Source organism: Gilvibacter sp., assembly GCF_013214815.1.
In the GTDB taxonomy this organism is placed as follows: domain Bacteria; phylum Bacteroidota; class Bacteroidia; order Flavobacteriales; family Flavobacteriaceae; genus Gilvibacter.
The window spans coordinates 14283-38770 of record NZ_JABSPU010000020.1 but is presented as its reverse complement, the minus strand read 5'-3'; the positions used below and the strand labels follow the sequence as shown (position 1 = coordinate 38770).

Genomic DNA, 24488 nt, shown 5'->3' with positions numbered 1-24488 from the left:
GGATCAATCAAGAACAGTGGATAGGCTTTGGGCAAAAAGCGACTGTATTTCTAAATACCAGCACTACAGACAATCAACCATTATCAGTCCTTGAAGCTCAAGCCATGGGACTTCCCGTGGTTTCCACCGCAGTGGGAGGGATGCCTTTTTTAATTGATAACGGTGCTGAAGGGTTTCTGGTTGATCAGCAAGAGCCTGATGCAATGGCAGATGCTGTCCTAAAGATTTTGAAGGACGAATCTTTGTATAAGTCCATGAGCGAAAAGGCTTTAGCAAGAGCCCAACAACACGATTGGCCTTTAATCCTTGAAAAGTGGAAGTCTATTTTAAATTAGATTATTATTTTTAACAACCACCAACCCCCAGACATGACACAAAAATCAAATATTCACTTTGATATTTCAGAACGCAAGGTGCTGCTGCGTATTTTGGATATTTTCTGTGTCTTGGCTTTACTTTACGGGGTAGGTTTGGTCTTTGACTTTGACTACTTTAAGATCAATTCAGAACACTGGTTTTGGTCAATTGTGTTAGCGCTTTATCTCACGGTGTTTGCTACCATCTTTGAGCTTTATGATCTGCAAAAAGCGAGCAATTTTGAGGTCGTGGTGAAGAACATCATTTTGACCTCCTCGGTCACGGTTCTCTTTTACTTATTGACGCCTTTCTTCAGTCCGGAGTTGCCGGAGAATCGTATTCAGATCGTCTATTTCTATCTGGCAATCAACGTAGCCTTGTTCCTTTGGCGCTATGCCTATATATCCCTTATCGCAACACCGCGTTTCTTTAAGCGCGTACTCTTGGTAAGTGATGCTTCGGAGGTAGAATTGGTAGCATCTGTCTTGCATAAGGTGGATCCAAACTATAAAGTCATCGGCTTTATAAATACAGAAAAAAAAGCCTATAAACCTCTAGAGATTGGTGGTTTAGAGGAATTTGAAGGTAAAAACATTAAGGAAGCGGTAGCGGATCATTTCATCTCAGAAATTGTGGTCTGTACGCCAGAAGCCCAAGGGATCAACAGACGCATTTACAACGAACTCCTGGAGTTATTGGAGGGTGGGTTTCCTATTCGGGAGTATACCCAAGTATATGAGGAACTTTCCAAACGGGTTCCTGTACAGCACGTTGACAAGGACTTTTATCGCTATTTCCCTTTTAGTCGAAGCAATCAGAACAAGCTCTATCTATTCTTCCACCGTTTGTTGGACCTGCTGTTTTCTGTAATTGGGCTAGTTTTTGGTTTGCTGATCTCCCCGGTGATCATCACTGGTAATCTCGTTGGGAATAGAGGCCCTGTTTTTTACACCCAAGAACGTGTTGGACGCAACGGCAAGGTGTTTCGCATCATCAAACTTAGAACCATGGTGGTTGATGCCGAAAAGGATGGCGCGCAGTATGCCACAGCAAAAGACGTCCGCATTACACGTTTTGGTAATTTTTTGCGCAAGACTCGATTTGACGAAATCCCTCAATTTTTAAATGTGATCAAAGGAGAAATGAGCGTCATTGGACCCCGACCGGAACGTCCTGTGTTTGTGAAGGAACTCTCTGAGATCATTCCTTTTTATGAGATCAGGCATATTGTAAAACCGGGAGTGACGGGTTGGGCACAGGTGAATGCCAAATACGGGGTATCACATGCGGATGCTTTGGAGAAACTGCAATACGATCTGTATTACATCAAACGCAGAAGTCTGTTTTTGGATATCAGTATTGTGATCAAGACCCTAAGCACCATCATCTTCTACCGCGGGCAGTAGGTCTTTGTCCACAGCTTTCAACAAGTATACATAGCGAATTGCCAAGGCGATCACAAAGGGGATCAGCGCTTTAGGGAATATTTGAACCCCAACCATCCAATGCATAGACATCAATACCAACATCAGCAATAAAAACTTCAAATAGGCTTTTGTCCAGCGTTTGGGGTGTTTTTTGCCCAATTGAAAAGCTAATAATAGATTCAATGGGAAAGCCCATAGCAGATTGTAGTTATAAGCGGTAGTATAATGATCTGTTGCAAACCAAAGCAGTAACAAGATCACACCTACTAAGCCTAGGAAGATCTGTATAACAGCATCTACGGCTCTGGTTCTGCCTTGCTTCTTGCTATCTCGATACGTAACAAATAATAAGCCCAAACCAAGGAGCAGCATTACCAAAAGTGGGCTGGTTAAAAAGTTACTTTCACGCTCTTCGGGCTCGTTTTCAAAAAGGTCTTTAGTGCTAGCCACTAAAGCCGTTGCCTCTTCCCCCGTTCCTCGACTGGCTTTTTCCAAAGCTTTGAAAACATACTCTGGTAAGAACATATGATCCTTGATAGGAGCCGTTCTATCTACGACAGAGCCAATTCCCAGATCCATTCCAAAGCTACCCCAAGTGTTCCAATGTACATTCTGCTGGATTAGCGTTCTAAAGGTCTGGGGTTCTTCTACAAAGCTGGAATCAATGCTCATTTCAGGAACAATATCTTGAAGGATAAGCGGGATCTTTGTGGCGCAATTGTCGTAGAAAAAATCGTAGTTATAGGCGCGATTCTCTGGCTTGAGGTTGTTTTCTAAAAAGATAAACATCGCCTGCTTTTCTTGCTGGTCCAAAGCTAGGGCCTGCTCCTTTATCCAGCGGTTGTCCTCAATATAGTTGCGTAGAAAACCTTCGGTGCGACGACGGTCTAAAACATAGCGCATTTGCCCTTTGGCGAATTTTGCATAGAAGTTTGGATCACTAAAGTCGTAAACCCCGTAATTGTAAATCACGTCAATTCCACGGGCTTTGTCTTCTAATCTAATCGCCGTATGTCCGAAGGAATCATAAAGCGCTTTTCCCGGCCCCATGGTGAGAATAGAAACCTCGGCACCACTAGAGAGTTGAAGCTCTTGTGCTTGATGTTGAAAGGTGATAAGAGTAAGGAGAAGAAGTAAAAGTTTCCGCATAGGCTATCTGAATAAACTCCAGTCAATGGTTAATGAGAACACGTTGGAATACAAGGCGGCACTTTGGTCACCGATATCGGTCAGGGCGTAATCCAGTTGAATTCCTTTGTATTTGAATCCTACACCAATATTGGGTTGAAACCCAACATTGTCACTGCCATCTAGTTGTTGAATGTTCTGAAAATTACCCGCTCCCGCGCGAACAAAGATCAGGTCGATATAACCAAACTCCAAACCTACAGCCGGCGTGATGCTGGCAAAGGAACTGGAGATGATATCGTTGGTCTCTGCAAAACGCATATTGAGATCTACAGCCGCTAAGAGGGAGTAATCATAATGGAATACAAACTTTTTAGCAATTCCAATATTGAGCTTAGGTAAGGTTAATTCTGTGGTTTCTGGTAGTTCCTGATTTTGACCCTCAACCGCATTGCTGATGGTCGCAAACTGATCTTCATCTATGGTCCAAGCGTTGAAGGTCGTAGTGATGTCTCGCGCCATGATACCGAATCGCCAATTGGATTTAGACTGAAACTGAATTCCAGCATCCAAGCCGAAGCCCCAAGAATTGGCAAAATCTCCGATCACACGACGGATCACTTTAGCGTTGACTCCAATATTCAGCCCGTCTAAGGGCAGAGCACGCGCATAAGAAAAGGTCACCCCATAATCCGCAGTAGAGAATAGCGAGATTCTGTTGTAATCAATATTTCCTTGCTCGTCAATTAACTGAGTGGTGTTCAAAATATCATCCACTCCAAAGCGAATCACAGACAAAGCCACTGCAGATTGCTTGTCCAAAGGCATCGCAAAAGCAGCGTAATCATAATTGGCAATATTGGCAAAGTAAGAAGCGTGCATCAAGGCCAATTGGTTGTCTTCCAATTGCACCAAGCCCGCAGGGTTCCAATAACCCGAATTCACGTTAGCGGTAGATGCAGTCACCGCATTGGCCATACCAAATGCCGCGGCATCGACGCCAATGTTCATAAATTCGTTGGAATACTTTCTGGTGGTCTGAGCCTGAAGTCCCAGGCAAACTACCAGCAGTACGAGTAATAACTTCTTCTTCAAGCGTAATTTTTTACGGTCTAAAGCGGACGCTGTTTTGCCTATTAAAACTGCAAAAAGCCGTTGTTATTGTGCAGCTCCGCCTGCAGACAAAAATACTTTATTATTTTTACAATCAATTGTCAAAAACTCATGCGCAAATACATTCCTCACCTATTTACTTCTTTGAATTTATGCTGCGGATGCATCGCTGCGATTTTCATAATAATAGGACAACCTTTAGGGGCAGTGATCTTTATGTTTTTGGGGATATTTTTCGACTTTTTTGACGGTCTTGCGGCTCGCGCTCTAAAGGTGACCTCAGAGGTTGGTGTTCAATTGGATTCCCTTGCAGATGTCATTACCAGTGGTCTGGTTCCCAGTCTAATGATGGTTCACCTGTTGATCAATGCCGAATGGGATGGCACTATAGGCACTTACTTGGATGCCTTAATGGTGGAGAAGAATCCTTTAATACCAGAAGCCTTATTTCCGAGTTGGTTGCCTGTCATAGGGTTGCTGGTTGTGGTCTCTGCAGCTTACCGATTGGCCAAGTTCAATGTGGATGAAAGACAGACCTCTGGATTTATCGGTTTACCCACCCCAGCCAATGCTATATTTATTGCCAGCCTGATTTTAATAACTGAAGATTTTAGCCCGGCTTGGGCCTATGAACTATTAATCAATTCCTGGGTCTTAGTTGGAATTACCATTGTATTCAGTCTGCTAATGCACGCAGAAATACCGCTCTTTTCTCTCAAATTCAAGTCCTTTGGGCTTAAAGAGAACGGTTTTGTCTACGGGTTTTTACTAGCTACTATAGCAGCTTTGTTGCTTTTTAAGATCATAGCCATTCCATTCATCATTATTGGCTATGTACTCTTATCGATTATAAAAAATACACTCACTAAATAATTACCATGGCAGAAAACATCATCACTTTGTTTATGTTGTTGATGCTGCAAATTGTTCTCGGTTTTGACAATTTGCTGTACATCTCTTTAGAATCTAAGAACGCACCCAAAGAAAAGCAAGCCTATGTCCGTAAGGTTGGAATCCTGATGGCTATAGTATTGCGTATCGCTTTGCTCTTCTTTTTGATCTCTGTTATTGATTATTTCCAGAAGCCTTGGTTTGAATTGCCTTTTGAAGGGGTCGCCACGGGTGAATTCAATCTGCACAGTTTGATCGTTTTGGCCGGAGGGATCTTTATCATTTACACTGCCATGAAAGAGATCTGGCATATGGTAGGGGTAACTCATGTGGAGGATCAGGTGGAAGATGTCAAGAAGAAATCTGTAGGAAAGGTCATTGCGGCTATCATTGTTATGAATTTGGTGTTCTCTTTTGATTCTATTCTGAGCGCCATGGCCTTGACCGATGTCTTTTGGGTAATGGCTACCGCTATTGTGTTAGGAGGATTACTGATGATCTGGTTGGCTGATAGAGTAGCGCAATTCTTAGAGCGCAACCGCATGTATGAGGTGCTTGGTCTCTTTATACTTTTTATCGTTGGGATCATGTTGCTTACAGAGGGCGGTCATATTGCAGACCTCAAACTCTTTGACAACCCGATTACACCTATGAGCAAAACGACTTTCTACTTTGTGATCGTGATCTTGGTAGTGGTAGATATAGTGCAAGGTCGCTATCAGAAAAAACTCATCGCGATCAAGGAATCAGAAGCTAAAAAAGAAGAAAAGGAAAGCTAGAAATTCAGCTTCTTTTTACGCAGCTCAAAGTTTTGGCCTAGATATACTTTACGCACCATCTCATCCGCGGCCAGTTCCTCTGGAATACCGTGCTTGAGAATACTTCCTTCAAACATCAGGTAGGTGCGGTCGGTAATGGCCAAGGTCTCTTGCACGTTATGATCGGTAATTAGGATTCCGATGTTCTTGTCCTTCAAACGCGCTACGATGCGCTGAATATCCTCTACAGCCACAGGGTCTACACCCGCAAAGGGTTCATCCAATAAGATAAAGTGAGGATCTGTAGCTAAGGCGCGGGCAATCTCCGTTCTACGGCGTTCCCCACCAGAAAGCAGGTCTCCGCGGTTCTTGCGTATATGCCCCAAACCAAACTCCTCAATGAGTGATTCCATCTTGTCCCGCTGCTGCTTTTTAGACAATTTGGTGAGCTGCAAAACGCTCAAAATATTGTCCTCAATACTCAGCTTTCTAAATACAGATTCTTCTTGAGCCAAATAGCCAATACCATTCTGAGCGCGCTTGTACATAGGGAACTTAGTGATCTCTGTTCCTTCCAAATAGATGTTTCCACTGTTGGGTTTAACCAACCCAACGATCATATAGAACGAGGTGGTCTTTCCAGCTCCGTTGGGTCCAAGCAAACCTACGATCTCTCCTTGATTTACTTCTACGGTGATTCCTTTAACGACCTGGCGGCCTTTATAGGATTTCATCAAATTTTCTGCACGGAGCTTCATAGGGACAAATATGGCGATTATCTACGGAGTCGCAAAAAGATTAACCCGACTTTGTGATGGGAGGTCGTCATGAGGCTTGAAAGTGCAAAAAAATAGAACTCTTTGGAGATTGTAATCATAGCAGCGCTATGATGAAATCGAAAAGAGGTATTAACAATATTTTGAAGCAATTTCATGACGTAATAGACTTGCCATTGCAAATTCGGGTTCAACTATTCTTAACTTCGAGGGCTTCCCAATATTCGTAGGCGCGACGTAAGTGAGGAATCACAATAGTTCCGCCAATAAGCAGGGAAACGCTCATGGCTTCTACTACTTCTTCTTTAGAGAGACCCAGGTCGTAGCACGCTTCCAAATGGTAACGCACACAATCGTCACAACGCAGCACTAAGGAGTTTCCCAGACCCAGTAGTTCTTTGGTCTTTTTAGGGAGCGCACCTTCTTGGAAGGCATTGGTGTCCAGATTAAAAATACGTTTTACGATCTTGTTGTTATCAGCCAAAATCTTCTCGTTCATTTTGGCGCGGTAGTCGTTAAAGGAGTCGACAATATTATCCATGGGCAGCTTTGGCCTTTTTGGCCTGTTTTTTAACTACGGCTTTAGAGATGTATATACTGATTTCATAAAGTACCAGAATTGGCACAGCCACTACAATTTGACTGGCAATGTCCGGAGGGGTAATGATTGCTGATAGGATCAACACCAATACCAGCGAATATTTTCTGTATTTCCTTAAGAACTGCGGCGTTACCAAACCGATCTTGGTTAGGAAATAAATGATTATTGGCAGCTCAAAGATGAGTCCGCAAGCCACGGTAGCAGAGCGAACCAAACCGATATAACTCTCTAGAGTAAACTGGTTGAATACCTCTTCACTCACTTTATAGGATCCCAAGAAATTGATAGAAAGTGGTGTGACTACGTAGTATCCAAAAAGCACTCCCAAGAAAAACAGGAAGGACGCAATCAGAATAAATCCACGAGAGGTTCTGCGTTCATTCTCTTTAAGTCCTGGGCTAATAAAACGCCAGAATTCATAAAGTACATAAGGGAAGGCAACTATGAATCCTGCAGTGATCGAGGTCCAAATATGCGCAGAGAATTGCCCGGCAACCTTCATGCTTTGGATCTTAAAGGGTAACTCATCAAAGCAAAAGCTGTCTTGAAAGCCAAGAAACGTCGCAACCTTGCAAAGCAATTGGTAAGTTGGGAAATCGGCATTCTTAGGGCCGAGTAATAAGGTGTCAAAGACAAAAGATTTTGCCAAAAAGGCAACCATACCCATAGCCACGATGGCCAGAGTACAACGGATCAAGTGCCAACGGAGTTCCTCCAAGTGACCTAAAAATGACATCTCCTTGCCTTGATTGGTAGCTGCGCTCATTAAATTATTCCTTCATTGGTTAGGTTATGGATGTGAACCACACCACTGTATTTTCCGTCTTCTTCAACCAATAACTGTGTAATGCCGTGCGAGTCGAGCTTGCGATAGGCCGATACCGCCATGGCGTCTTGCTCAATGGTCTTTGGATTGGCACTCATAATATCTTTAGCAACAAGACCGGAGATATTGTCGACTTTGGTCAGCATTCTACGCAGGTCGCCATCGGTAATGATTCCAACTATAGTATCATTTTCAACTACTGCAGTAGCACCAAGCATATTTTTAGAGATCTCAATGATCACTTCTTTTACCGGTGTGTCTGGTTCCACTTGAGGCTTGGTGTTCAGTGCGGTTAAATCACGAACACGCAAGTAAAGTTGTTTTCCCAATGAACCTCCCGGATGGAATCGGGCAAAATCCGCAGCCTTAAAACCACGCATCTCCAAAAGACACACCGCCAAGGCATCTCCAATGACCAATTGTGCTGTGGTACTGGTAGTGGGTGCCAAATTGTTTGGACAGGCCTCTTTTTCTACATAAGCGTTGAGAATGTAATCGGCTTGTTGGCCCAAAAAAGAATCCTTGTTAGAAGTAATACCTACCAGTTTATTGCCCAAAGCCTTTATCAAGGGTACCAAAACTTTGATCTCTGGCGTGTTTCCACTTTTAGAAATACAGATCACGGTATCTTCTTGCTGAATGGTTCCTAAGTCACCATGAATTGCATCTGCAGCATGCATAAAAATGGCAGGTGTTCCTGTTGAGTTCAGGGTGGCAACTATCTTGGTAGCTATATTGGCGCTTTTGCCAATACCCGTCACCACAACGCGCCCGTTGGAGGCGTAAATATATTCTACTGCTGCTGCAAAGGTCTCATCTACCAAACTCGATAGATGAGCAATGGCTTTACTCTCTGTATCTATGGTCTGTTTGGCTATGGCAATGATCTGCTCTTGATTCATTAAAACTCGGGAATTATTCTTCTTGCTGAGATCTAAAGAAATTAGTATATTGTAAATACAAAAGTACATAATTTTTCATGCCTTAGGGGAGATAAGTTGTGGAGAGTTTAAAGGTATTTTACTTCTTATCGAGACCGCTATTTTTAACAGACTTGTGGGACTCGTTGAATAAGCAGATTTTATAAAACGTTTAGTAGAGTGAACGATTCCGAGTTATACGCTGCACTCAAGAAATATTTTGGTTTTAACCAATTTAAGGGGCTACAGGAACAGGTGATCAAAAGTGTGGTCACCGACCACAACACTTTTGTCATTATGCCTACGGGCGGAGGTAAATCCTTGTGTTACCAGCTCCCAGCCTTGATGAAAGACGGCACCGCTATAGTGGTTTCTCCCTTGATCGCCTTGATGAAGAATCAAGAGGATGCCTTAAGAGCCATCTCTGAAAATAAAGGGATTGCTCATGTTCTGAATTCTTCCCTGAACAAATCAGAAGTAAAACAAGTTAAACAAGACATTGTAGACGGAGTGACCAAGCTCCTTTATGTGGCGCCGGAATCTTTAGCCAAAGAAGACAACATTGAGTTTCTGAAATCGGTTACCATAAGTTTTGTGGCCATTGATGAAGCCCACTGTATTAGTGAGTGGGGCCATGATTTTAGACCAGAATACCGCAATCTCAGAACACTCATTAACCGTTTAGGGGATGCGATCCCAATCATTGGTCTTACTGCTACAGCAACTCCAAAGGTGCAAGAGGACATCCTTAAAAACCTGGGAATCCAACAAGCCAACACCTTTAAGGCATCCTTTAATCGTCCGAATCTCTTTTATGAAGTGCGTCCCAAGACCAAAAATGTGGATGCAGACATTACCCGTTTTGTAAAACAAAATCAAGGGAAGAGCGGTATCATTTACTGTTTGAGCAGAAAGCGCGTGGAAGAGCTTGCGCAAACGCTGCAAGTCAATGGAATCGCTGCGGTTCCTTATCACGCAGGTTTAGATCCTAAAACTCGGGTGAAGCATCAGGATATGTTTTTGATGGAAGATGCGGATGTGGTTGTTGCTACCATTGCCTTTGGGATGGGAATTGATAAACCTGACGTGCGTTTTGTGATCCACAACGACATTCCTAAAAGTATAGAGAGTTATTATCAAGAGACCGGACGTGCCGGTCGTGATGGAGGAGAAGGTCATTGTTTGGCCTTTTACTCTTATAAGGATATTGAAAAGCTGGAGAAGTTCATGAGCGGAAAGCCTGTTGCAGAACAGGAGATTGGCCATGCACTGCTTCAAGAGATGGTTGCCTTTGCGGAGACCAGTATGTCTCGCCGGAAGTTTTTATTGCATTACTTCGGAGAGGAATTTGACGTAAAAACTGGCGCGGGCGGCGATATGGATGATAACGTCCGCAATCCTAAAAAGAAACACGAGGCGCAAGAACAATTGCATTTATTGCTCAGTGTTTTAGGAAAGACCAATCAGCAATATAAGGCCAAAGAATTGGTGAGAGTTATGGTGGGTGATGTCAATGCTTTGATTAAATCGCACAGAACGGACCAACAAGAATTCTTTGGGTCTGGAGATCACCACGATAAATCCTTTTGGATGGCACTGATTCGTCAATCCTTAGTGGCCGGCTATATTAGAAAGGACATTGAAACTTATGGAGTCCTCAAACTCACTCCTAAGGGATTGGAATATATTGACCAACCTGTTTCCTTTATGATGACGGAAGATCATAAGTTTGATCATGAAGAGGATTCTTCCATCACAGTGGCTAAGAAATCCAATGGAGAAGGGACAGACAAGAATCTATTCAAACTGCTCAAAGATGAGCGTAAAAAGGTGGCAAGCAAACTCGGTTTACCACCTTTTGTAATTTTTCAAGACCCATCTTTGGAGGACATGGCCTTGAAATATCCTATAACCGTTAGTGAACTCTCAAATGTTCACGGAGTGGGTGAAGGGAAGGCGAAAAAATACGGAGAACCCTTTGTGAGCCTCATTGCTCGTTATGTGGAGGAGAATAATATTGAACGTCCCGATGACTTTGTGGTCAAATCCACCGGAACCAACTCCGCTTTAAAACTATACATCATCCAAAGTATAGATCGCAAGCTGCCGCTGGATGATATTGCCTCTGCTAAAGGCCTTGAAATGCCCGAATTTATCAAAGAGATGGAAGCCATTGTTTTTAGTGGTACCAAGCTCAATATTGATTATTATTTGGAGGATATTTTGGACGAGGACCAGCAGGAAGAGATCCACGAGTATTTCTTGGAGGCAGAAACGGACAAGATAGATGTGGCTATGGAAGAGTTTGACGGAGATTACGATGACGAAGAACTCCGTTTGTATCGTCTTAAATTCATCAGCGAAGTAGCCAATTAGATTGTTGCTCATCTGCATTTACTAAGCCCATTTAAAACCGTATCTTTGCAGCCTTAAACACTAAGATATGCAAGACGGAATCTATGCTAAATTCACCACTTCTAAAGGTGAAATTTTGGTTCAACTCACTTATGATAAAACACCTGGAACTGTAGGGAACTTTGTCGCTTTGGCAGAGGGAAACCTAGAGAACGGTGCTAAACCTCAAGGACAGCCGTATTATGACGGTTTGACTTTCCACCGCGTGATCAATGACTTTATGATTCAAGGGGGAGACCCTAACGGTACAGGTTCTGGTGGACCAGGCTACAACTTTGATGACGAGTTCCACCCGGAACTTAAGCACGACGGACCTGGAGTACTTTCTATGGCCAACGCTGGTCCTGGAACTAACGGAAGTCAGTTTTTCATCACTCACGTGGAAACTCCTTGGTTAGACAACAAACACACGGTATTCGGGAAAGTTGCTGAAGGGCAGGATATTGTGAACACCATCGCTCAAGGCGATGTAATGGACAAAGTAGAGATCGTTCGCGTTGGTGACGATGCCAAGAACTGGAATGCTGTGGAAGCTTTTAGAATGTTCAACGGTGCTAAAGCAGAACGCGAAGCTGCCGCTAAAGCTGCTGCAGAACAGGCCATGAAAGACCTAACTGCTGGTTTTGATAAGACAGATAGTGGTTTATACTACAAACTTATTCAAGAGGGTGACGGTGTAAAGGCAGAAGCAGGAAAGACCGTAGCTGTGCACTACAAAGGAATGCTGGCAGACGGTATGGTATTCGATTCTTCATACAACCGCGGAAACCCTATTGAGTTTCCATTAGGAATGGGACAAGTGATCCCAGGTTGGGATGAAGGGATCCAACTTTTAAAAGTAGGCGATAAGGCGCGCTTGGTGATTCCTTCGGAATTGGGCTACGGAAGCCGCGGAGCAGGAGGCGTTATCCCGCCAAATGCAACCTTGGTGTTCGATGTAGAACTCATGGAAGTAAAGTAAATGAAAAAGCGGCCTCAAGGGCCGCTTTTTTTATATCTCTTGGTCAACCATATCGGTAACTACGTAATAACGAGGATCGTCAATGGAGCGTTCAATGATGGTCTCAAAACGCGGATTGGCTTTGAGCAGTAAGGCGATACAGTCTGGGCTCAGGTGCGTCAGCTTAACCTGTTTGCCTTGTTGGATGTATCGGTTGGCAATACCTCTAAGCGCCTCGATACCGGAGTGATCGCTTACTTTGGATTCCATAAAGTCGATCTCAACTTGAGCAGGATCGTTCTTTACGTCAAACTTCCCATTGAAATTCTGAACCGATCCGAAGAACAATGGTCCCCAGATCTCATAGACTTTAGTACCGTCTTCTTTGATCTGCTTACGCGCACGGATCATAGTTGCGTTCTTCCAAGCGAAGACTAAGGCAGAAATAACAACCCCAGACAATACGGCAATGGCCAAGTCTTGCCATACGGTGATGGCAGAAACGGCAATTAGTACCACAGTATCTGCCAGTGGGATTTTATGAAGGATTCTAAAGCTACTCCAAGCAAAGGTTCCGATCACTACCATAAACATTACCCCAACTAGTGCGGCAATTGGTATCTGTTCAATAAGACCTGCTCCGAAGAGAATAAAGCACAAGAGGGCCACAGCAGCAATAATTCCGGAAAGTCTACCACGACCTCCGGAATTGATGTTGATGATGGATTGACCGATCATAGCACAACCACCCATACCACCAAAAAGTCCATTGATGAAATTGGCGCCACCTTGGGCCACACATTCTCGGTTTCCACTTCCGCGGGTTTCTGTAAGTTCGTCGATGAGGTTAAGAGTCATCAGAGATTCAATAAGCCCGATCGCTGCCAAAATAAAGGCTGTTGGGACAATGGTGCTGAGCCAGTGTTCGTCTAAGGTGGAGAACATATCAAAGATCTGCCATTGGAACATCGGTAGGCCGCCTTCAAGACCAGAACCACCACCTTCTCGAATAAAAGATCCTACGGTGCTTACATCCAAACCGCCTAAGATGGCGATCGCTGCAACAACGATAATAGCCAAAAGGGCTGCCGGCACTTTCTTTGTGAGTTTAGGTAAGCCCCACATGATACCCATAGTTAAGGCTACGAGGCCAAGCATTAAGTATAATGGACTGCCACTTAACCATTCAAATTCTCCATTGACCTTGGTTTTAAACAGGCCGAGTTGAGACAAAAAGATCACAATAGCCAAACCGTTGACAAAGCCCAACATTACAGGATGCGGAATCAAACGAACAAATTTTCCCAGTCTTAAAAAGCCGGCGCTCATTTGAATGACTCCAACCAGCAGAAGCGTGATAAAGAGCCACTGGAGCCCAAGTTGTTCTACGGGTTGGTCTAAGGTCAGGCCAACTTCGTTTCCTTTGCTCACCAAATGTACCATGACCACAGCCATAGCTCCCGTAGCTCCAGAGATCATTCCGGGGCGTCCGCCAAAGACTGCTGTGATGAGCCCCATCATAAAGGCGCCATAGAGTCCAACCAGCGGGTCAACACCTGCTACAAAAGCAAAAGCTACCGCTTCTGGGACCAAGGCTAAAGCCACGGTTAGTCCAGAGAGGATGTCGTTTTTAGGATTTTGGGTAAAGTTGCGTAATAGGGTCTTCATGGCTGCTTCGCTAAAAAGCCGCAAATATACACTATTCGCTCAACTAGCTAGGGAAGTTTAGAATTCTAAACCATCTTGAGAATTTGGTTTCCACTTAATGTTGCAACCAATGCTCGGCTTTTGATCTTTGCGCTGCGGATGGTTGTTTAGGATGTTATCTAAGGCCTCACGCAGGTCTCGTCCGTTCACAGGAATTCCATTAGATGGGCGAGAGTCGTCCATTTGACCGCGGTAGACCAATTTTAGATCGGCATCAAAGACAAAAAAATCTGGAGTGCAAGTAGCGCCATAGGCTATGGCAACTTCTTGCGTTTTATCGTAGAGGTAAGCAAACGGATACTTGTGCTTGCGTCCGGTTTCATACATTTCTTCCGGGCCGTCTTGTGGATAAGTCTCTACATCATTGCTGCTAATAGCGGCAAAACCAAAACCGGGAACAGTATAATCATTCGCAATGCGCACCAATTCCTCATTGACGTGCTTTACAAAAGGGCAGTGGTTACAAATGAACATGATCACCGTGCCTTTATCTCCTTTGACCTGCTCCAAATTCTTAAAACCGGTGCTCATTACGTCATCCAAGAAAAAGTCTGGGGCAACCGTGCCCAAAGGGATCATTTTTGATTCAGTTCTAGCCATGCAATTGTAAAGTTTTGGTGTGCAATATCTGTCGGAAATCCGCAGTGATCGTTACAGCAAAGATACGTCAAGATTGCCTATTTTTAAGCGACATAAATTTTAACACTATGGAACTGAGTTGGAACGATTTTACCAAAGTAGATATGCGCGTGGGAACTGTCGTAGAAGTAACCGATTTTCCCGAAGCCAGAAATCCAGCTTATAAACTTCGCATTGACTTTGGCGAACTGGGTATCCTTAAAAGTTCTGCTCAGATCACCGTGAAGTATACCAAAGAAGAACTTTTGGGAACTCAGGTAATTGCTGTGGTGAACTTTCCGGAAAAACAAATTGGCCCATTTATGAGCCAATGTTTAGTTTTGGGTGCCGTAGACGGTAAAGCCGTCACGATCTTATCGCCATCCAAAGAAACTCCAAATGGATTGCGAATCGCTTAATCGTCTGATTCTTCATCTTCCTCAATATCAAAAGAGAGCCCATCTAATACTTCTCTGAATTTTGGAGCATTGATATCATAGGTTTCGGGAGTAGCAGTAAAGTTGATTAATAGGTAACCTGTTGGTGTTTCATAGGTTACGTATTGCATCTCATACATTGCTTTACCAAATACCTGCTGAATCTTATAAGAAACGCCCGTAGAATTCGCTGGGGGTTCCAACTCGTTTTTGATCATTACCGTGGTTCGGCCAATGGGGTCTCCCATTTTGAGTCCGACTAACTTTTCTTGGTTAAAGACTTCAAAGGACTCAAAATCTTCTTTGGCATAGAAAGAGATGGACATCGCATTCTTGATATTGTAATTATCTGGAAATGACGCAAAGAAAACATCTTCATACTCCGAACGCGTTATGTTTAACCACTCGGGTACTGTCAAGGCGTAGTTGGCCACTGGATCTACAAACTCCATAGCCTCATCGGGTTCATCGAGCGAGACGCGATAATTGAGCGCATTCAAGTCAACAAAGTAGCCAAATACCTCGATTTTTTCGCTGATCCATTTTACTCGGGCAAGTGCTTCTTCTATGGGTTCCTCCTCATAAGAGATGGTGTACAAACCATACAGGTGATCATTAGCTACAAAGTCCAAATGATAATGATACCGTGTTGCTGATTCAAAATTAGACAGGGTGTCCAATATCGCCTTGGGTGTGGGATAATACCACAACTGAAACTTCTTACCATCACTATTTTTAAAGACCTCAGTAGTGACCTCTAAGGAAGTATTCATGGTCTCTGCTTCCATGTACTTTATCTCATCGTCCTTAAAGAAATTCAGTAATTCAATTTCCTTAATGGTGTCTGATGCGTTCGTGTACATTGCTCTTTCATACCGACGGGGCAAAAATTGATAATAATCCCGATCTACAGTAAATCCGAGCACTTCTGTTTCTGGTTCAATTTCTGATCCGGGAACAGTTATGGTCACAAAAGCCGATTGGGTATTGTCTACCCAAGTGAAACTGTCTTTCCCTTGTAAGACATTATAGGGTGATTGCTGCTCTTTCTCTTCCTGTCCCAGCGCGCTAGAACTGAAAAGAAAAAAGCCAACAAGTGCTAGTAAATAGTTACTACATTTCATCTCCAAAGAAAACGGCGTTCATCAAGAGCTTGTTGGTTCCGTACCAAAAGGCTCTAAAATTCGTATTGTCTGTAAAGTAAATGATCTGTCCGCGGCCCTTACCTTGGATCTTCACCATAGAGGTTCCTCCGAGCAGTTCCAAGTTCTCCTCAGAAATATACCCACTCAAAAGTGGATTCTCGGTATACTGTACCGGGTTGTTATAACTCTGCTTGTCGGCCTCCATAAACAACGTACTGTTTCTAAAAGTCGGCATATTCTCCTTAGTGTACCCAAAAGCGATCGGGTGGGAGAGGTCTAGTTTGGTGTTGAAAATGGCTCCACCAATAACCTGAGCTCCAAAATAATTGCTGCGCTGTTCAAAGCTGATGTTAGTCGCCGTGTCTTGTTCAGACTTGAATTCGATCTTCATGAGTTCATTGCGATCCAACCAACGTCCCATATTCTTGTAGGCGATCAAGGTTCCCCCATCGCGGATCCACTCCTCCAGCTTTTCAGCATCGGATTTGTCTAGGGCACTGCCCCAAGTGTTGGGAACAATGATGTCTGTGTATCGGCTCAGATCAGCTCGTCCAAAATCATCCGTATCAATTTTAGTGATCTTCATGGCGTAACGCGTGTCAAATAAATGCCAGATCTCACCCGCATCATAAGGATTCATCCCGTTTCCAATAATCAAAGCCACTTCCTGTTTTTCAATGGCTCTAAACTGATTACTACCCAAATCAATTCCTTGGGTATAACCCGTGCCTACTCCTGTGATCTCAATATGACTCTCGCGAGCAACATCGTTTAGGAATTTTGCCAGATCTCGCGGGCCGAGCTTTTGATTTTGCGCCGGGATCATTATGGTCCCGTAGTCGTACTGTTTCCCTGTAAGTGTAAATGGTTTCATGCCCACTTTAGCGCGAATGCCCTCCTCAAGGATCATATTAAGAGCTTTAGGCGAATAGTATTCGTGCCATTCCATCAAATAGGCGTAACCACCGGTATTGGTCAGAATAGTCTCTTTGGGTTTTAGGTCAGTCACCTCGTCTCCCGCTGCACTCAAAGAAGCTTTGTCGCTGTAGTTGAGGTTGAATGCCATTGGGAAGGTCCAAGCAGAAATGTCATAGAACAGGCTGTCTTGGAATGTGGTGCGCACATCAAACATGGCGTTGAGCAGGCGGTGATTCTTTTGGTTCTTTGGAATGATGTAACTAAAGCCTTTCTTATAAGATTTTCCGCCTACATTCACGTCATTCTTGAGTTCGTGGAATTTGATTTTATGTCGATCCAAGATCTCCGCAAAATGATATACTCGAGCGGCATCCTTAGGGTCTCCAAAGATATAAGCACCTCCTTTTGAAGCTTCGCCTCTCGCATCACTAAAAAATTGCTTTTGATAATCTAAAAGAGTGGTGCGCATATCAACACTCGCCTCCAAGGTACTTAATGAAGCAGTCAACTGATTTCGAATAGTAAATGGAAAGGTCAAAATGCCATTGACACTTTCTTGAGCGTGTCCACGAGAAGAAGCCTGTTCAAACAAGATTCCAATTCCACCATTGATGTCTGGGAAGGTAGAACCCTTTCCGTAGTAAAAATCATCAAAGCTCTCTTCTGTGTAATACAAACTGCCAATCTGATCCAAGGCCTTTACGTGGAATTCAGCAATGTCTCCTGTCAAATCCTGATTGCGCTGTGGTGTTAACGGATGCGTTCTGGATGGAATTCCCGGCTGGAAAAAGAAGGTTGCATTGGTGCCCATCTCGTGATGGTCTGTCAATACATTCGGATACCAATTGTGAAAAGTTTCAATACGCGCTCTGGATTCTGGCAGTTGTACTGGTAACCAGTCGCGGTTCATATCAAACCAATAGTGGTTGGTTCTTCCTCCAGGCCATACCTCGCTGTACTCGCGATCGTTTGGATCTGGATTGATATTGATGCTTTTGTGTACGTTGGCCCAATAGGCAAAACGCTGCAGTCCGTCAGGGTTTAACGCCGGGTCTAAAAGAATCACAGCGTTTTTTAATTTTTCTTCAATGACCGGGCCTTGCGCTGCTGCCAAATAGTAAGCGTAGAGAAGAGCCGCATTGGATCCGCTGGGTTCGTTTCCGTGGATGGAAAAACCTTGGTAAACAATCACAGGCATTTGAGAAGTGTCTCCGCTACCGGAATCCGTTAAGGCCATGTGGTCGGCTTGAATTTGATCTATTTTTTGATGATTTTCTGGACTGGTAACTGTTAGTAAAAAGAGCGGTCGCCCTTCAAAACTCGTCCCTCGAGACTCAATGGTCATGCGATCACTCGCCGCAGCCAAGGCCTGCATATACATAGCAAGCTTGTCGTGGGTGATGTGCCAATCTCCAACTTGATGTCCAATTACACTTTCTGGTGTTGGGATGTTTGGGTCGTAAGTGACGTCTGATGGAAGATAATAATTTAGATCTACGTGATAGTCTTGTGCCGTTGCTGTTAGTGAGAAAAATACAGCCAGGCTAAAGGCGATTCTTAACATGGTTGGTTTGAGTGTTGTGGTTGGATTAATCGAGTAATCTATAAGTCTTAAAGATAAAAAAAACCGCTAGCAAAGAAGTCAAGCGGTTTTTCATTTAGGGAAACTTTAAGATTTAAATATCGTCAAAGTCAATATCGGTAAAGGACTGGGTAGTTGCATCCGAACTTACCTCTGCTGTTTGCGGCTGTCCGTTATGGTATTCTTTTTTGTAGTCTTTTTGATGACGTTCACTGATCACTTCTTCTCCTTTTTCAGCGATGATGAAATCGATCATTTCATTAACATGCTCTCTGAAGCTAGAAAAATCTTCTTTATATAAGTAGATCTTGTGTTTTTTGTAGTGGAAAGAACCATCTTCATTAGTGAATTTTTTACTCTCTGTGATGGTCAAATAATAGTCTCCTGCTTTGGTCGATCGAACATCGAAGAAATACGTCCGGCGCCCTGCTCTTAGGACTTTGGAGTAGATTTCTTCTTTCTCCAGCATGTGATCACTCATGTTTAGTTTAGTTTTTGCGTTAGCCAAAAATCTAAAAAAAATCCATAGCAAACAATAGGGAGTCTATATTTCTTTTTCAGCCAATTGTTTTTGGTAAAGCTCCTTGTAATAGCCTTCTTGAGAAAGTAATTCTTGGTGGGTTCCTTGTTGTAAAATTTGACCTTCATCCAGCACGATGATCTGATCTGCAGTCTTTGCAGATGAAACCCGGTGACTTACAATTAGGGTGGTGCAATCCTGAGTAGCGAGCTCTAAATTACTCAAAATAGCCTCTTCTGTTTCTGTGTCTACTGCGGAAAGGCAATCGTCTAATAACAACAATTTTGGAGCTTTGATCAATGCTCTTGCAATTGAAACACGTTGCTTTTGTCCTCCGGAGAGTGTGATTCCCCGTTCTCCTAAGATGGTGTCGTAGCCTTTGCTAAAGTCTACAATATTGTCATGGACTACAGCCATTTTAGCTGCTTGTTGAATTTCTGCTTCTTGGGCTGACTCTTTACCAAACTTAATGTTGTTGGCAATGGTGTCACTAAACAAGAAGGCATCTTGCGGTACATAACCCATTTGCTGCCTAAAAGCTTCAAGGTTGAGTTCGCGAAGATCTTTTCCATCAATTTCTATCTGGCCCTCTTTGACGTCATAGAGTCTGCCTAACAGTTCTAACACTGTAGACTTCCCTGCGCCCGTATTTCCTAGAATGGCAAGCTTTTCACCAGGTTTTAGACTAAAACTTACTCCTTTTAAGGCAGTGATTCCAGTATCCGGATAGGTGAAATAGACGTCTTTAAAATGAATCGTTCCTTGCAGATTTAAAGGTTCCAGTGTTGGATTCTCTATCTCCGGTTGTTGGTTAAGAAATTCGTTGATTCGCTTTTGAGAAGCTTCCGCTTGTTGGATCATAGAGGTAACCCAGCCAACGATTGCCACAGGCCAAGTCAGCATATTGACATAAACTAAGAATTCAACAATGGTTCCCAGATCAATCTGCCCGTTGATGTATTGCTGCCCTCCGATGTAAACTACCAAGGTATTACTAATACCGATCAGTAGGATCATTAAAGGAAAGAATAAGGCCTGTACTTTGACCAGGTCAATGTTCTTGTCTTTGCTGCCTTCTGCCAATTCAATAAAATTGGAATTGGTAGGCGGTTCAATACCGTATGCCTTGATCACAGAAATTCCGCTAAATGACTCTTGGGTAAACGTGGTGAGTTTGGCCAAGTACTCTTGAACCACAGTACTTCTTTTATGAATGGCCCGACTCAGTTTATAGATCGCGACGGAAAGTATGGGTAATGGAGTAACCGCGTAGAGCGTAAGGAGCGGCGCGGTATAGATCATATAACTGATGGTCACCACAAAGGTCGTTACAGTAGTAGCACTATACATCACAGCTGGGCCCACATACATGCGAACCTTAGAGACATCTTCACTGATACGACTCATCAAGTCACCCGTACGGTTTTGTTTGTAGAAAGCCAAAGAGAGTCTCTCGTATTGTAAGAAGACTTCGTTCTTTAGGTCGAACTCAATATATCTGGAGATCACAATTAAGGTCTGTCGCATCAAAAAGGTGAAAAAGGCAGACAAAACTGCTGCTCCAACGATGATCAGAATGTTGGTGTTTAGTTCGGAGGTCAGGGCCGCAATTTGATCTTCAGTTGCATCGTAGAAGGCGCTGACGGTATCAATTATGTTCCCGATGAAGATCGGAATGAATAAGGCAAAGATTCGCGCCACAACAGTGATGAGTAAGCCCAAAACCAATCGGCCACGATACTTGATAAAAAATTTGTTGAGATACCTAAGTTCCTTCATTCCCTAAGCGGATGGTTAATAAATTATTCTTATTTATACCCCTATTTAGTTGTTAATAATTCAATTAACCGTTACTTTTGCCCGTCCTTTTTAAAGGATTCTTAACCTATTACTTTTATGATGGCAGAAACCATACCTTTTGAAGACCTGAAAAAAATGGACCCCGTTTTTGGTCAACTTTCTTTCGATAACCACGAGCAAGTGGTCTTTTGTAATGACAAAGATACAGGTTTAAAAGCAATAATTGGTATCCACAATACCGTGATGGGACCCGCTTTGGGAGGTACCCGAATGTGGTCGTATAAGACCGAATGGGAGGCCTTGAACGATGTACTTCGTTTGTCTCGTGGTATGACCTATAAATCTGCTATCACCGGTTTGAATCTCGGTGGAGGTAAGGCGGTTATCATTGGTGATGCCAAGACGCAAAAGACTCCTGAGCTTATGTTGCGATTTGGAGAGTTTGTACACTCATTAGGTGGAAAGTATATTACTGCTGAAGATGTTGGTATGGCTACTTCTGATATGGATCTAGTGCGTACGGTTACTCCTTATGTAACTGGAATCTCCGAAGCAAAAGGAGGAGCAGGTAATCCATCTCCAATTACAGCCTATGGTGTTTTCATGGGAATGAAAGCAGCTGCTAAATACCGTTTTGGTTCTGAAATGTTAGAAGACAAGCGTGTCTTTGTGCAAGGGATCGGAAATGTGGGTGAATCGCTTGTAGAGCATTTAACCAATGAAGGGGCAAAAGTGGTTTTAAGCGATATCAATGAAGAGCGTTTGCAAGAGGTAAGCCAGAAATACGGTGCAGAGATCTACCGCGGTGATAACCTGTATGCAGAACCTATGGATATCTATGCTCCTTGTGCTTTGGGTGCTACTGTGAACGATCAGACCATTGAGCAATTGCAAGCTCCTGTTATTGCGGGTGCTGCCAACAACCAATTGGCCGATGAGAACATCCACGGAAAGCGCTTGCGTGAGCGTGGAATCGTTTACGCTCCTGATTTCTTGATCAACGCTGGTGGAATCATCAATGTGTATGCAGAATTGGAGAACTACGGGAAGGCAGACATCATGCGCAAGACCGAGAACATCTACAATACTACTTTGGAGATCCTAGAGAAAGCAGAGCAGCAAGACATCACTACGCATCAGGCGGCTTTTGATATTGCTCAGGCCAGAATCGACGCGCGTAAAAAGGATAATTAATCCGCAGAAAATACAAGACGTTTTTTAATTACATTTGCAGGGTACAAAGAAGTATTCCTGTGTAAAGTTCTTATCCATGTTGACCCGAAGACATATACGTATTAAAGTATTGCAGACCATCTATGCCTTTGATAAGGCAGAACTTGATGAGCTCAAAAAGAGTGAAAAATTCCTGGTCTACAGTATGGAACAAATGCGTGACTTGCATTTAGTAATGTTAGGTCTGTTGGTAAACTTGCGTGATTATGCGGAGGTTCAACTGGAAAAACGCAAAAAGAAACACCTCGTAACTCAGGAAGATCTCAATCCCAACACCCGATTTATTGACAATAAGGTACTTCTGCTTCTCAAGGAGAATGTCACTTTGAATAACCTGATCTCAGAGCGCAAACTGGATTTCTGGCAATTAGATGACGAGTACATCAGTCTGTTGCATAAAGAAGTAATGGTCTCAGAGATCTTTGAGCAGTATATGAATGGGCCTGAGTCTGACTTCAAAGCCGATAAGGACTTTGTGATTCAACTTTACAAGCAGATCATTGCTCCAAACGACAAACTCTACGACTATTTTGAAGACAAGCGTTTGACTTGGTTGGATGACTACCCCGTTGTGAATACTGGTATTGTCAAGTTGCTGAATCAAATGGGGCCTAACCCCTCAGACGGCAAACTTATGCCTCCAGCTTTTAAGAACAAGGAAGATCTGGATTTTGGTGTCGACCTATTTAGAAAAGTGGTTCTTCACGACGAAAAATACACCAAAGACATCATTGGAAAGACCCCTAATTGGGATAAAGACAGAATTGCTGACTTAGACATGATTATGATCAAAATGGGAATCGCGGAGTTTTTACACTTTCCGAGCATTCCTGTTAAAGTGACAATTAACGAATATTTAGAAATCGCCAAGGAGTATTCTACTCCTAAAAGCAGTATTTTTATCAACGGTATTTTGGACAAACTAGTTCAGCAATACCGCGACAATGACAGCCTGAACAAAATAGGACGCGGGCTTAGATAGAATTGAAAATTTGGTTATTTTAGCCACTCTTAAAAAAATTAAACCTAAAAAGATGAGAAAATCAGCATTAATATTGGCAGCCTTTGTTGCTTTTTCCTTTACTTCTTGTAAGGAAAACGCTGCTGACAAAGTAGACGGAACCACTGATGTATCTGCTAATGCAGGAGCTGCTACAAGCACAAGTGGAGATGAGGCTAAGTTCCCGGTAATGCAGTTTGAAGCTGTAGAGCATGACTTTGGAACAATTGATCAAGGAACAAACGTAGAGCACTTGTTCAAATTTACTAACACTGGAAACGCTCCATTGGTAGTAGTAGATGCTAAATCAAGCTGTGGATGTACAGTACCTACTTGGTCACGTGAGTCTATCCCTCCAGGTGGAGAAGGAGAAATGCTTGTTAAATTTAACGGATCTGGACAGAACCAAGTTAGCAAGACAGTGACTATTACTGCAAACACACGTAATGGTAAAGAAACTATCAAGATCAAAGCTTTTGTAACTCCTAAGGCTGGAGCTGCAGGTGGATCTCCAATCCAAGCTAATCCTTCAGGAAAGTAATTCATGGAAGGTATTCAACAGTTTGTTCCCTTATTACTGCTCTTTGCTGTATTCTATCTGTTTTTGATAGCTCCACAGCGCAAGAAGCAAAAGCAAGAACGCAAGTTCATTGAAGAATTAAAAAAGGGAGATCGCGTGGTTACCATTAGCGGCATGCATGGCAAGGTATTGGATCTAAACGATGACGGTACTTGCATTATTGAGACAGGAGCTGGTAAGATCAAATTTGATCGCGCAGCCATTTCAATGGAAAAAAGCAAACGCTTGAACGAACCTGCGAAAAAATAAGTTGCTTTCGGGCAATTAAAAAAGCCGCTCAATCGAGCGGCTTTTTTATTGGTGCAAATTCATTGCAACCATAAATCAATTAGAATCGGTAACCAACCAAGAGTCCGCCTCTAAAGAATCCTCCTGGACCGTCCTGATCATCAATTAAATAACGACCTCCTCCTAAGCTGAGTTCAAAGACAAACCCGTTGTTGCTTACCCATTTCTGTCCAATGGCTACACCACTACCTGCGTTAAACCAATTCTCGCGGGTTACAATTTCTGTTGTCGGTCCATCAATGGTGACTAAATAATCGAAGATCTCTTCGCTTCCTCCAGCGATCTTAAGCATTCCTTCTACAAAAAAGCCACGAGCGCCAAAATCTTTCTTATTGAAAAAGTACTGTCGGTAGAAAGGCGTCAATGCCCAGGCTTGATACTCATCGAATTCATTATCCAAACTAAAACTAACCGCGGCGCCGACACCGGAGTACCGACTTAAAACGTATTCGTAGTTTATCTCAATATTGGGAATGGCTAGGGCTTCTAGCGCATCCAGTCGCAGTTC

Annotated in this window: 24 protein-coding genes; 11 read left to right on the top strand and 13 right to left on the bottom strand. The window is 43.2% G+C overall.

Annotated features, from left to right (window positions below):
- Together HRT75_RS06450 and HRT75_RS06445 are read left to right on the top strand one after the other, a co-directional pair.
- Positions 1 to 335, top strand: a 335-nt coding sequence (locus tag HRT75_RS06450) for a glycosyltransferase family 4 protein (RefSeq protein WP_291184086.1), incomplete at its 5' end; no start/stop codon positions are given.
- Between the two features lie 33 nt (positions 336 to 368).
- Positions 369 to 1763 (top strand): sugar transferase, encoded by a 1395-nt coding sequence (locus HRT75_RS06445; RefSeq protein ID WP_291184083.1) that lies wholly within the window; start codon positions 369 to 371, stop codon positions 1761 to 1763.
- On the opposite strand, the gene HRT75_RS06440 is transcribed toward HRT75_RS06445, so the two are convergent.
- Together HRT75_RS06440 and HRT75_RS06435 are read right to left on the bottom strand one after the other, a co-directional pair.
- Entirely contained in the window at positions 1731 to 2933 is a 1203-nt protein-coding gene (locus HRT75_RS06440) for a DUF4105 domain-containing protein (RefSeq protein ID WP_291184080.1), read from the bottom strand. The two genes, HRT75_RS06445 and HRT75_RS06440, sit on opposite strands and share 33 nt — an antisense overlap.
- Positions 2934 to 2936: 3 nt before the next feature.
- Positions 2937 to 4007 (bottom strand): PorV/PorQ family protein, encoded by a 1071-nt coding sequence (locus HRT75_RS06435; protein WP_291184077.1) that lies wholly within the window; start codon positions 4005 to 4007, stop codon positions 2937 to 2939.
- A 129-nt stretch (positions 4008 to 4136) separates the two neighbouring features.
- Between HRT75_RS06435 and HRT75_RS06430 the strand changes: the two genes are divergently transcribed.
- Positions 4137 to 4898 (top strand): CDP-alcohol phosphatidyltransferase family protein, encoded by a 762-nt coding sequence (locus tag HRT75_RS06430; protein ID WP_291184074.1) that lies wholly within the window; start codon positions 4137 to 4139, stop codon positions 4896 to 4898.
- A gap of 5 nt (positions 4899 to 4903) precedes the next feature.
- Positions 4904 to 5695, top strand: coding sequence for a TerC family protein (locus HRT75_RS06425; RefSeq protein WP_291184071.1), 792 nt, complete (start codon positions 4904 to 4906; stop codon positions 5693 to 5695).
- Here HRT75_RS06425 and lptB read toward each other — a convergent pair.
- From lptB to HRT75_RS06405, 4 genes are all read right to left on the bottom strand, one after another.
- Positions 5692 to 6432, bottom strand: coding sequence for an LPS export ABC transporter ATP-binding protein (gene lptB / locus HRT75_RS06420; protein WP_272833493.1), 741 nt, complete (start codon positions 6430 to 6432; stop codon positions 5692 to 5694). The genes HRT75_RS06425 and lptB overlap by 4 nt on opposite strands.
- A gap of 208 nt (positions 6433 to 6640) precedes the next feature.
- Complete coding sequence (locus HRT75_RS06415; protein ID WP_291184066.1) at positions 6641 to 6991, bottom strand: carboxymuconolactone decarboxylase family protein; 351 nt, start codon at positions 6989 to 6991, stop codon at positions 6641 to 6643.
- Entirely contained in the window at positions 6984 to 7817 is an 834-nt protein-coding gene (gene tatC / locus HRT75_RS06410; protein WP_291184064.1) for a twin-arginine translocase subunit TatC, read from the bottom strand. The genes HRT75_RS06415 and tatC overlap by 8 nt, the downstream gene beginning before the upstream one ends.
- Positions 7817 to 8779, bottom strand: coding sequence for a KpsF/GutQ family sugar-phosphate isomerase (locus tag HRT75_RS06405; RefSeq protein ID WP_291184089.1), 963 nt, complete (start codon positions 8777 to 8779; stop codon positions 7817 to 7819). The genes tatC and HRT75_RS06405 overlap by 1 nt, the downstream gene beginning before the upstream one ends.
- 198 nt (positions 8780 to 8977) lie before the next feature.
- Between HRT75_RS06405 and HRT75_RS06400 the strand changes: the two genes are divergently transcribed.
- Together HRT75_RS06400 and HRT75_RS06395 are read left to right on the top strand one after the other, a co-directional pair.
- On the top strand, positions 8978 to 11173 hold the full coding sequence (locus HRT75_RS06400; protein ID WP_291184061.1) for an ATP-dependent DNA helicase RecQ: 2196 nt from the start codon (positions 8978 to 8980) through the stop codon (positions 11171 to 11173).
- A gap of 67 nt (positions 11174 to 11240) precedes the next feature.
- On the top strand, positions 11241 to 12173 hold the full coding sequence (locus HRT75_RS06395) for a peptidylprolyl isomerase (RefSeq protein ID WP_291184058.1): 933 nt from the start codon (positions 11241 to 11243) through the stop codon (positions 12171 to 12173).
- A 30-nt stretch (positions 12174 to 12203) separates the two neighbouring features.
- On the opposite strand, the gene HRT75_RS06390 is transcribed toward HRT75_RS06395, so the two are convergent.
- Complete coding sequence (locus HRT75_RS06390) at positions 12204 to 13820, bottom strand: SulP family inorganic anion transporter (RefSeq protein WP_291184055.1); 1617 nt, start codon at positions 13818 to 13820, stop codon at positions 12204 to 12206.
- A gap of 57 nt (positions 13821 to 13877) precedes the next feature.
- Positions 13878 to 14459: a thioredoxin family protein gene (locus tag HRT75_RS06385; RefSeq protein ID WP_291184052.1), complete on the bottom strand. Its 582-nt coding sequence runs from the start codon at positions 14457 to 14459 to the stop codon at positions 13878 to 13880.
- A gap of 107 nt (positions 14460 to 14566) precedes the next feature.
- Between HRT75_RS06385 and HRT75_RS06380 the strand changes: the two genes are divergently transcribed.
- Complete coding sequence (locus HRT75_RS06380) at positions 14567 to 14896, top strand: tRNA-binding protein (protein ID WP_291184049.1); 330 nt, start codon at positions 14567 to 14569, stop codon at positions 14894 to 14896.
- On the opposite strand, the gene HRT75_RS06375 is transcribed toward HRT75_RS06380, so the two are convergent.
- The 4 genes from HRT75_RS06375 to HRT75_RS06360 all read right to left on the bottom strand — a co-directional run bounded on the left by HRT75_RS06375 (position 14893) and on the right by HRT75_RS06360 (position 20858).
- The gene (locus HRT75_RS06375; RefSeq protein ID WP_291184046.1) at positions 14893 to 16038 is read right to left on the bottom strand and encodes a hypothetical protein; all 1146 of its coding nucleotides are present in this window, start codon (positions 16036 to 16038) and stop codon (positions 14893 to 14895) included. The two genes, HRT75_RS06380 and HRT75_RS06375, sit on opposite strands and share 4 nt — an antisense overlap.
- Positions 16028 to 18541, bottom strand: coding sequence for a M14 family metallopeptidase (locus HRT75_RS06370; protein WP_291184043.1), 2514 nt, complete (start codon positions 18539 to 18541; stop codon positions 16028 to 16030). The genes HRT75_RS06375 and HRT75_RS06370 overlap by 11 nt, the downstream gene beginning before the upstream one ends.
- A 112-nt stretch (positions 18542 to 18653) precedes the next feature.
- Complete coding sequence (locus HRT75_RS06365) at positions 18654 to 19040, bottom strand: PUR family DNA/RNA-binding protein (RefSeq protein WP_291184040.1); 387 nt, start codon at positions 19038 to 19040, stop codon at positions 18654 to 18656.
- A 63-nt stretch (positions 19041 to 19103) separates the two neighbouring features.
- Positions 19104 to 20858: an ABC transporter ATP-binding protein gene (locus tag HRT75_RS06360; RefSeq protein WP_291184037.1), complete on the bottom strand. Its 1755-nt coding sequence runs from the start codon at positions 20856 to 20858 to the stop codon at positions 19104 to 19106.
- A 117-nt stretch (positions 20859 to 20975) separates the two neighbouring features.
- Here HRT75_RS06360 and HRT75_RS06355 point away from each other — a divergent pair, with 117 nt between their 5' ends.
- The 4 genes from HRT75_RS06355 (at position 20976) to yajC (ending at position 23941) form a co-directional block, all read left to right on the top strand.
- On the top strand, positions 20976 to 22073 hold the full coding sequence (locus HRT75_RS06355; RefSeq protein ID WP_291184034.1) for a Glu/Leu/Phe/Val dehydrogenase: 1098 nt from the start codon (positions 20976 to 20978) through the stop codon (positions 22071 to 22073).
- A gap of 76 nt (positions 22074 to 22149) precedes the next feature.
- Positions 22150 to 23094, top strand: coding sequence for a transcription antitermination protein NusB (locus HRT75_RS06350; protein WP_291184031.1), 945 nt, complete (start codon positions 22150 to 22152; stop codon positions 23092 to 23094).
- Positions 23095 to 23146: 52 nt separating this feature from the next.
- Positions 23147 to 23653 carry a DUF1573 domain-containing protein gene (locus HRT75_RS06345; RefSeq protein ID WP_291184030.1) on the top strand — a complete coding sequence of 169 codons (507 nt, stop codon included), beginning with the start codon at positions 23147 to 23149 and terminating at the stop codon, positions 23651 to 23653.
- 3 nt (positions 23654 to 23656) lie between these two features.
- A complete protein-coding gene (gene yajC, locus HRT75_RS06340; protein ID WP_272833478.1) occupies positions 23657 to 23941 on the top strand; it encodes a preprotein translocase subunit YajC in 285 nt (94 codons plus the stop codon).
- A 79-nt stretch (positions 23942 to 24020) separates the two neighbouring features.
- Here yajC and HRT75_RS06335 read toward each other — a convergent pair whose 3' ends face one another.
- Positions 24021 to 24380, bottom strand: coding sequence for a hypothetical protein (locus tag HRT75_RS06335; RefSeq protein WP_291184023.1), 360 nt, complete (start codon positions 24378 to 24380; stop codon positions 24021 to 24023).
- Between the last annotated feature and the right edge of the window lie 108 nt (positions 24381 to 24488).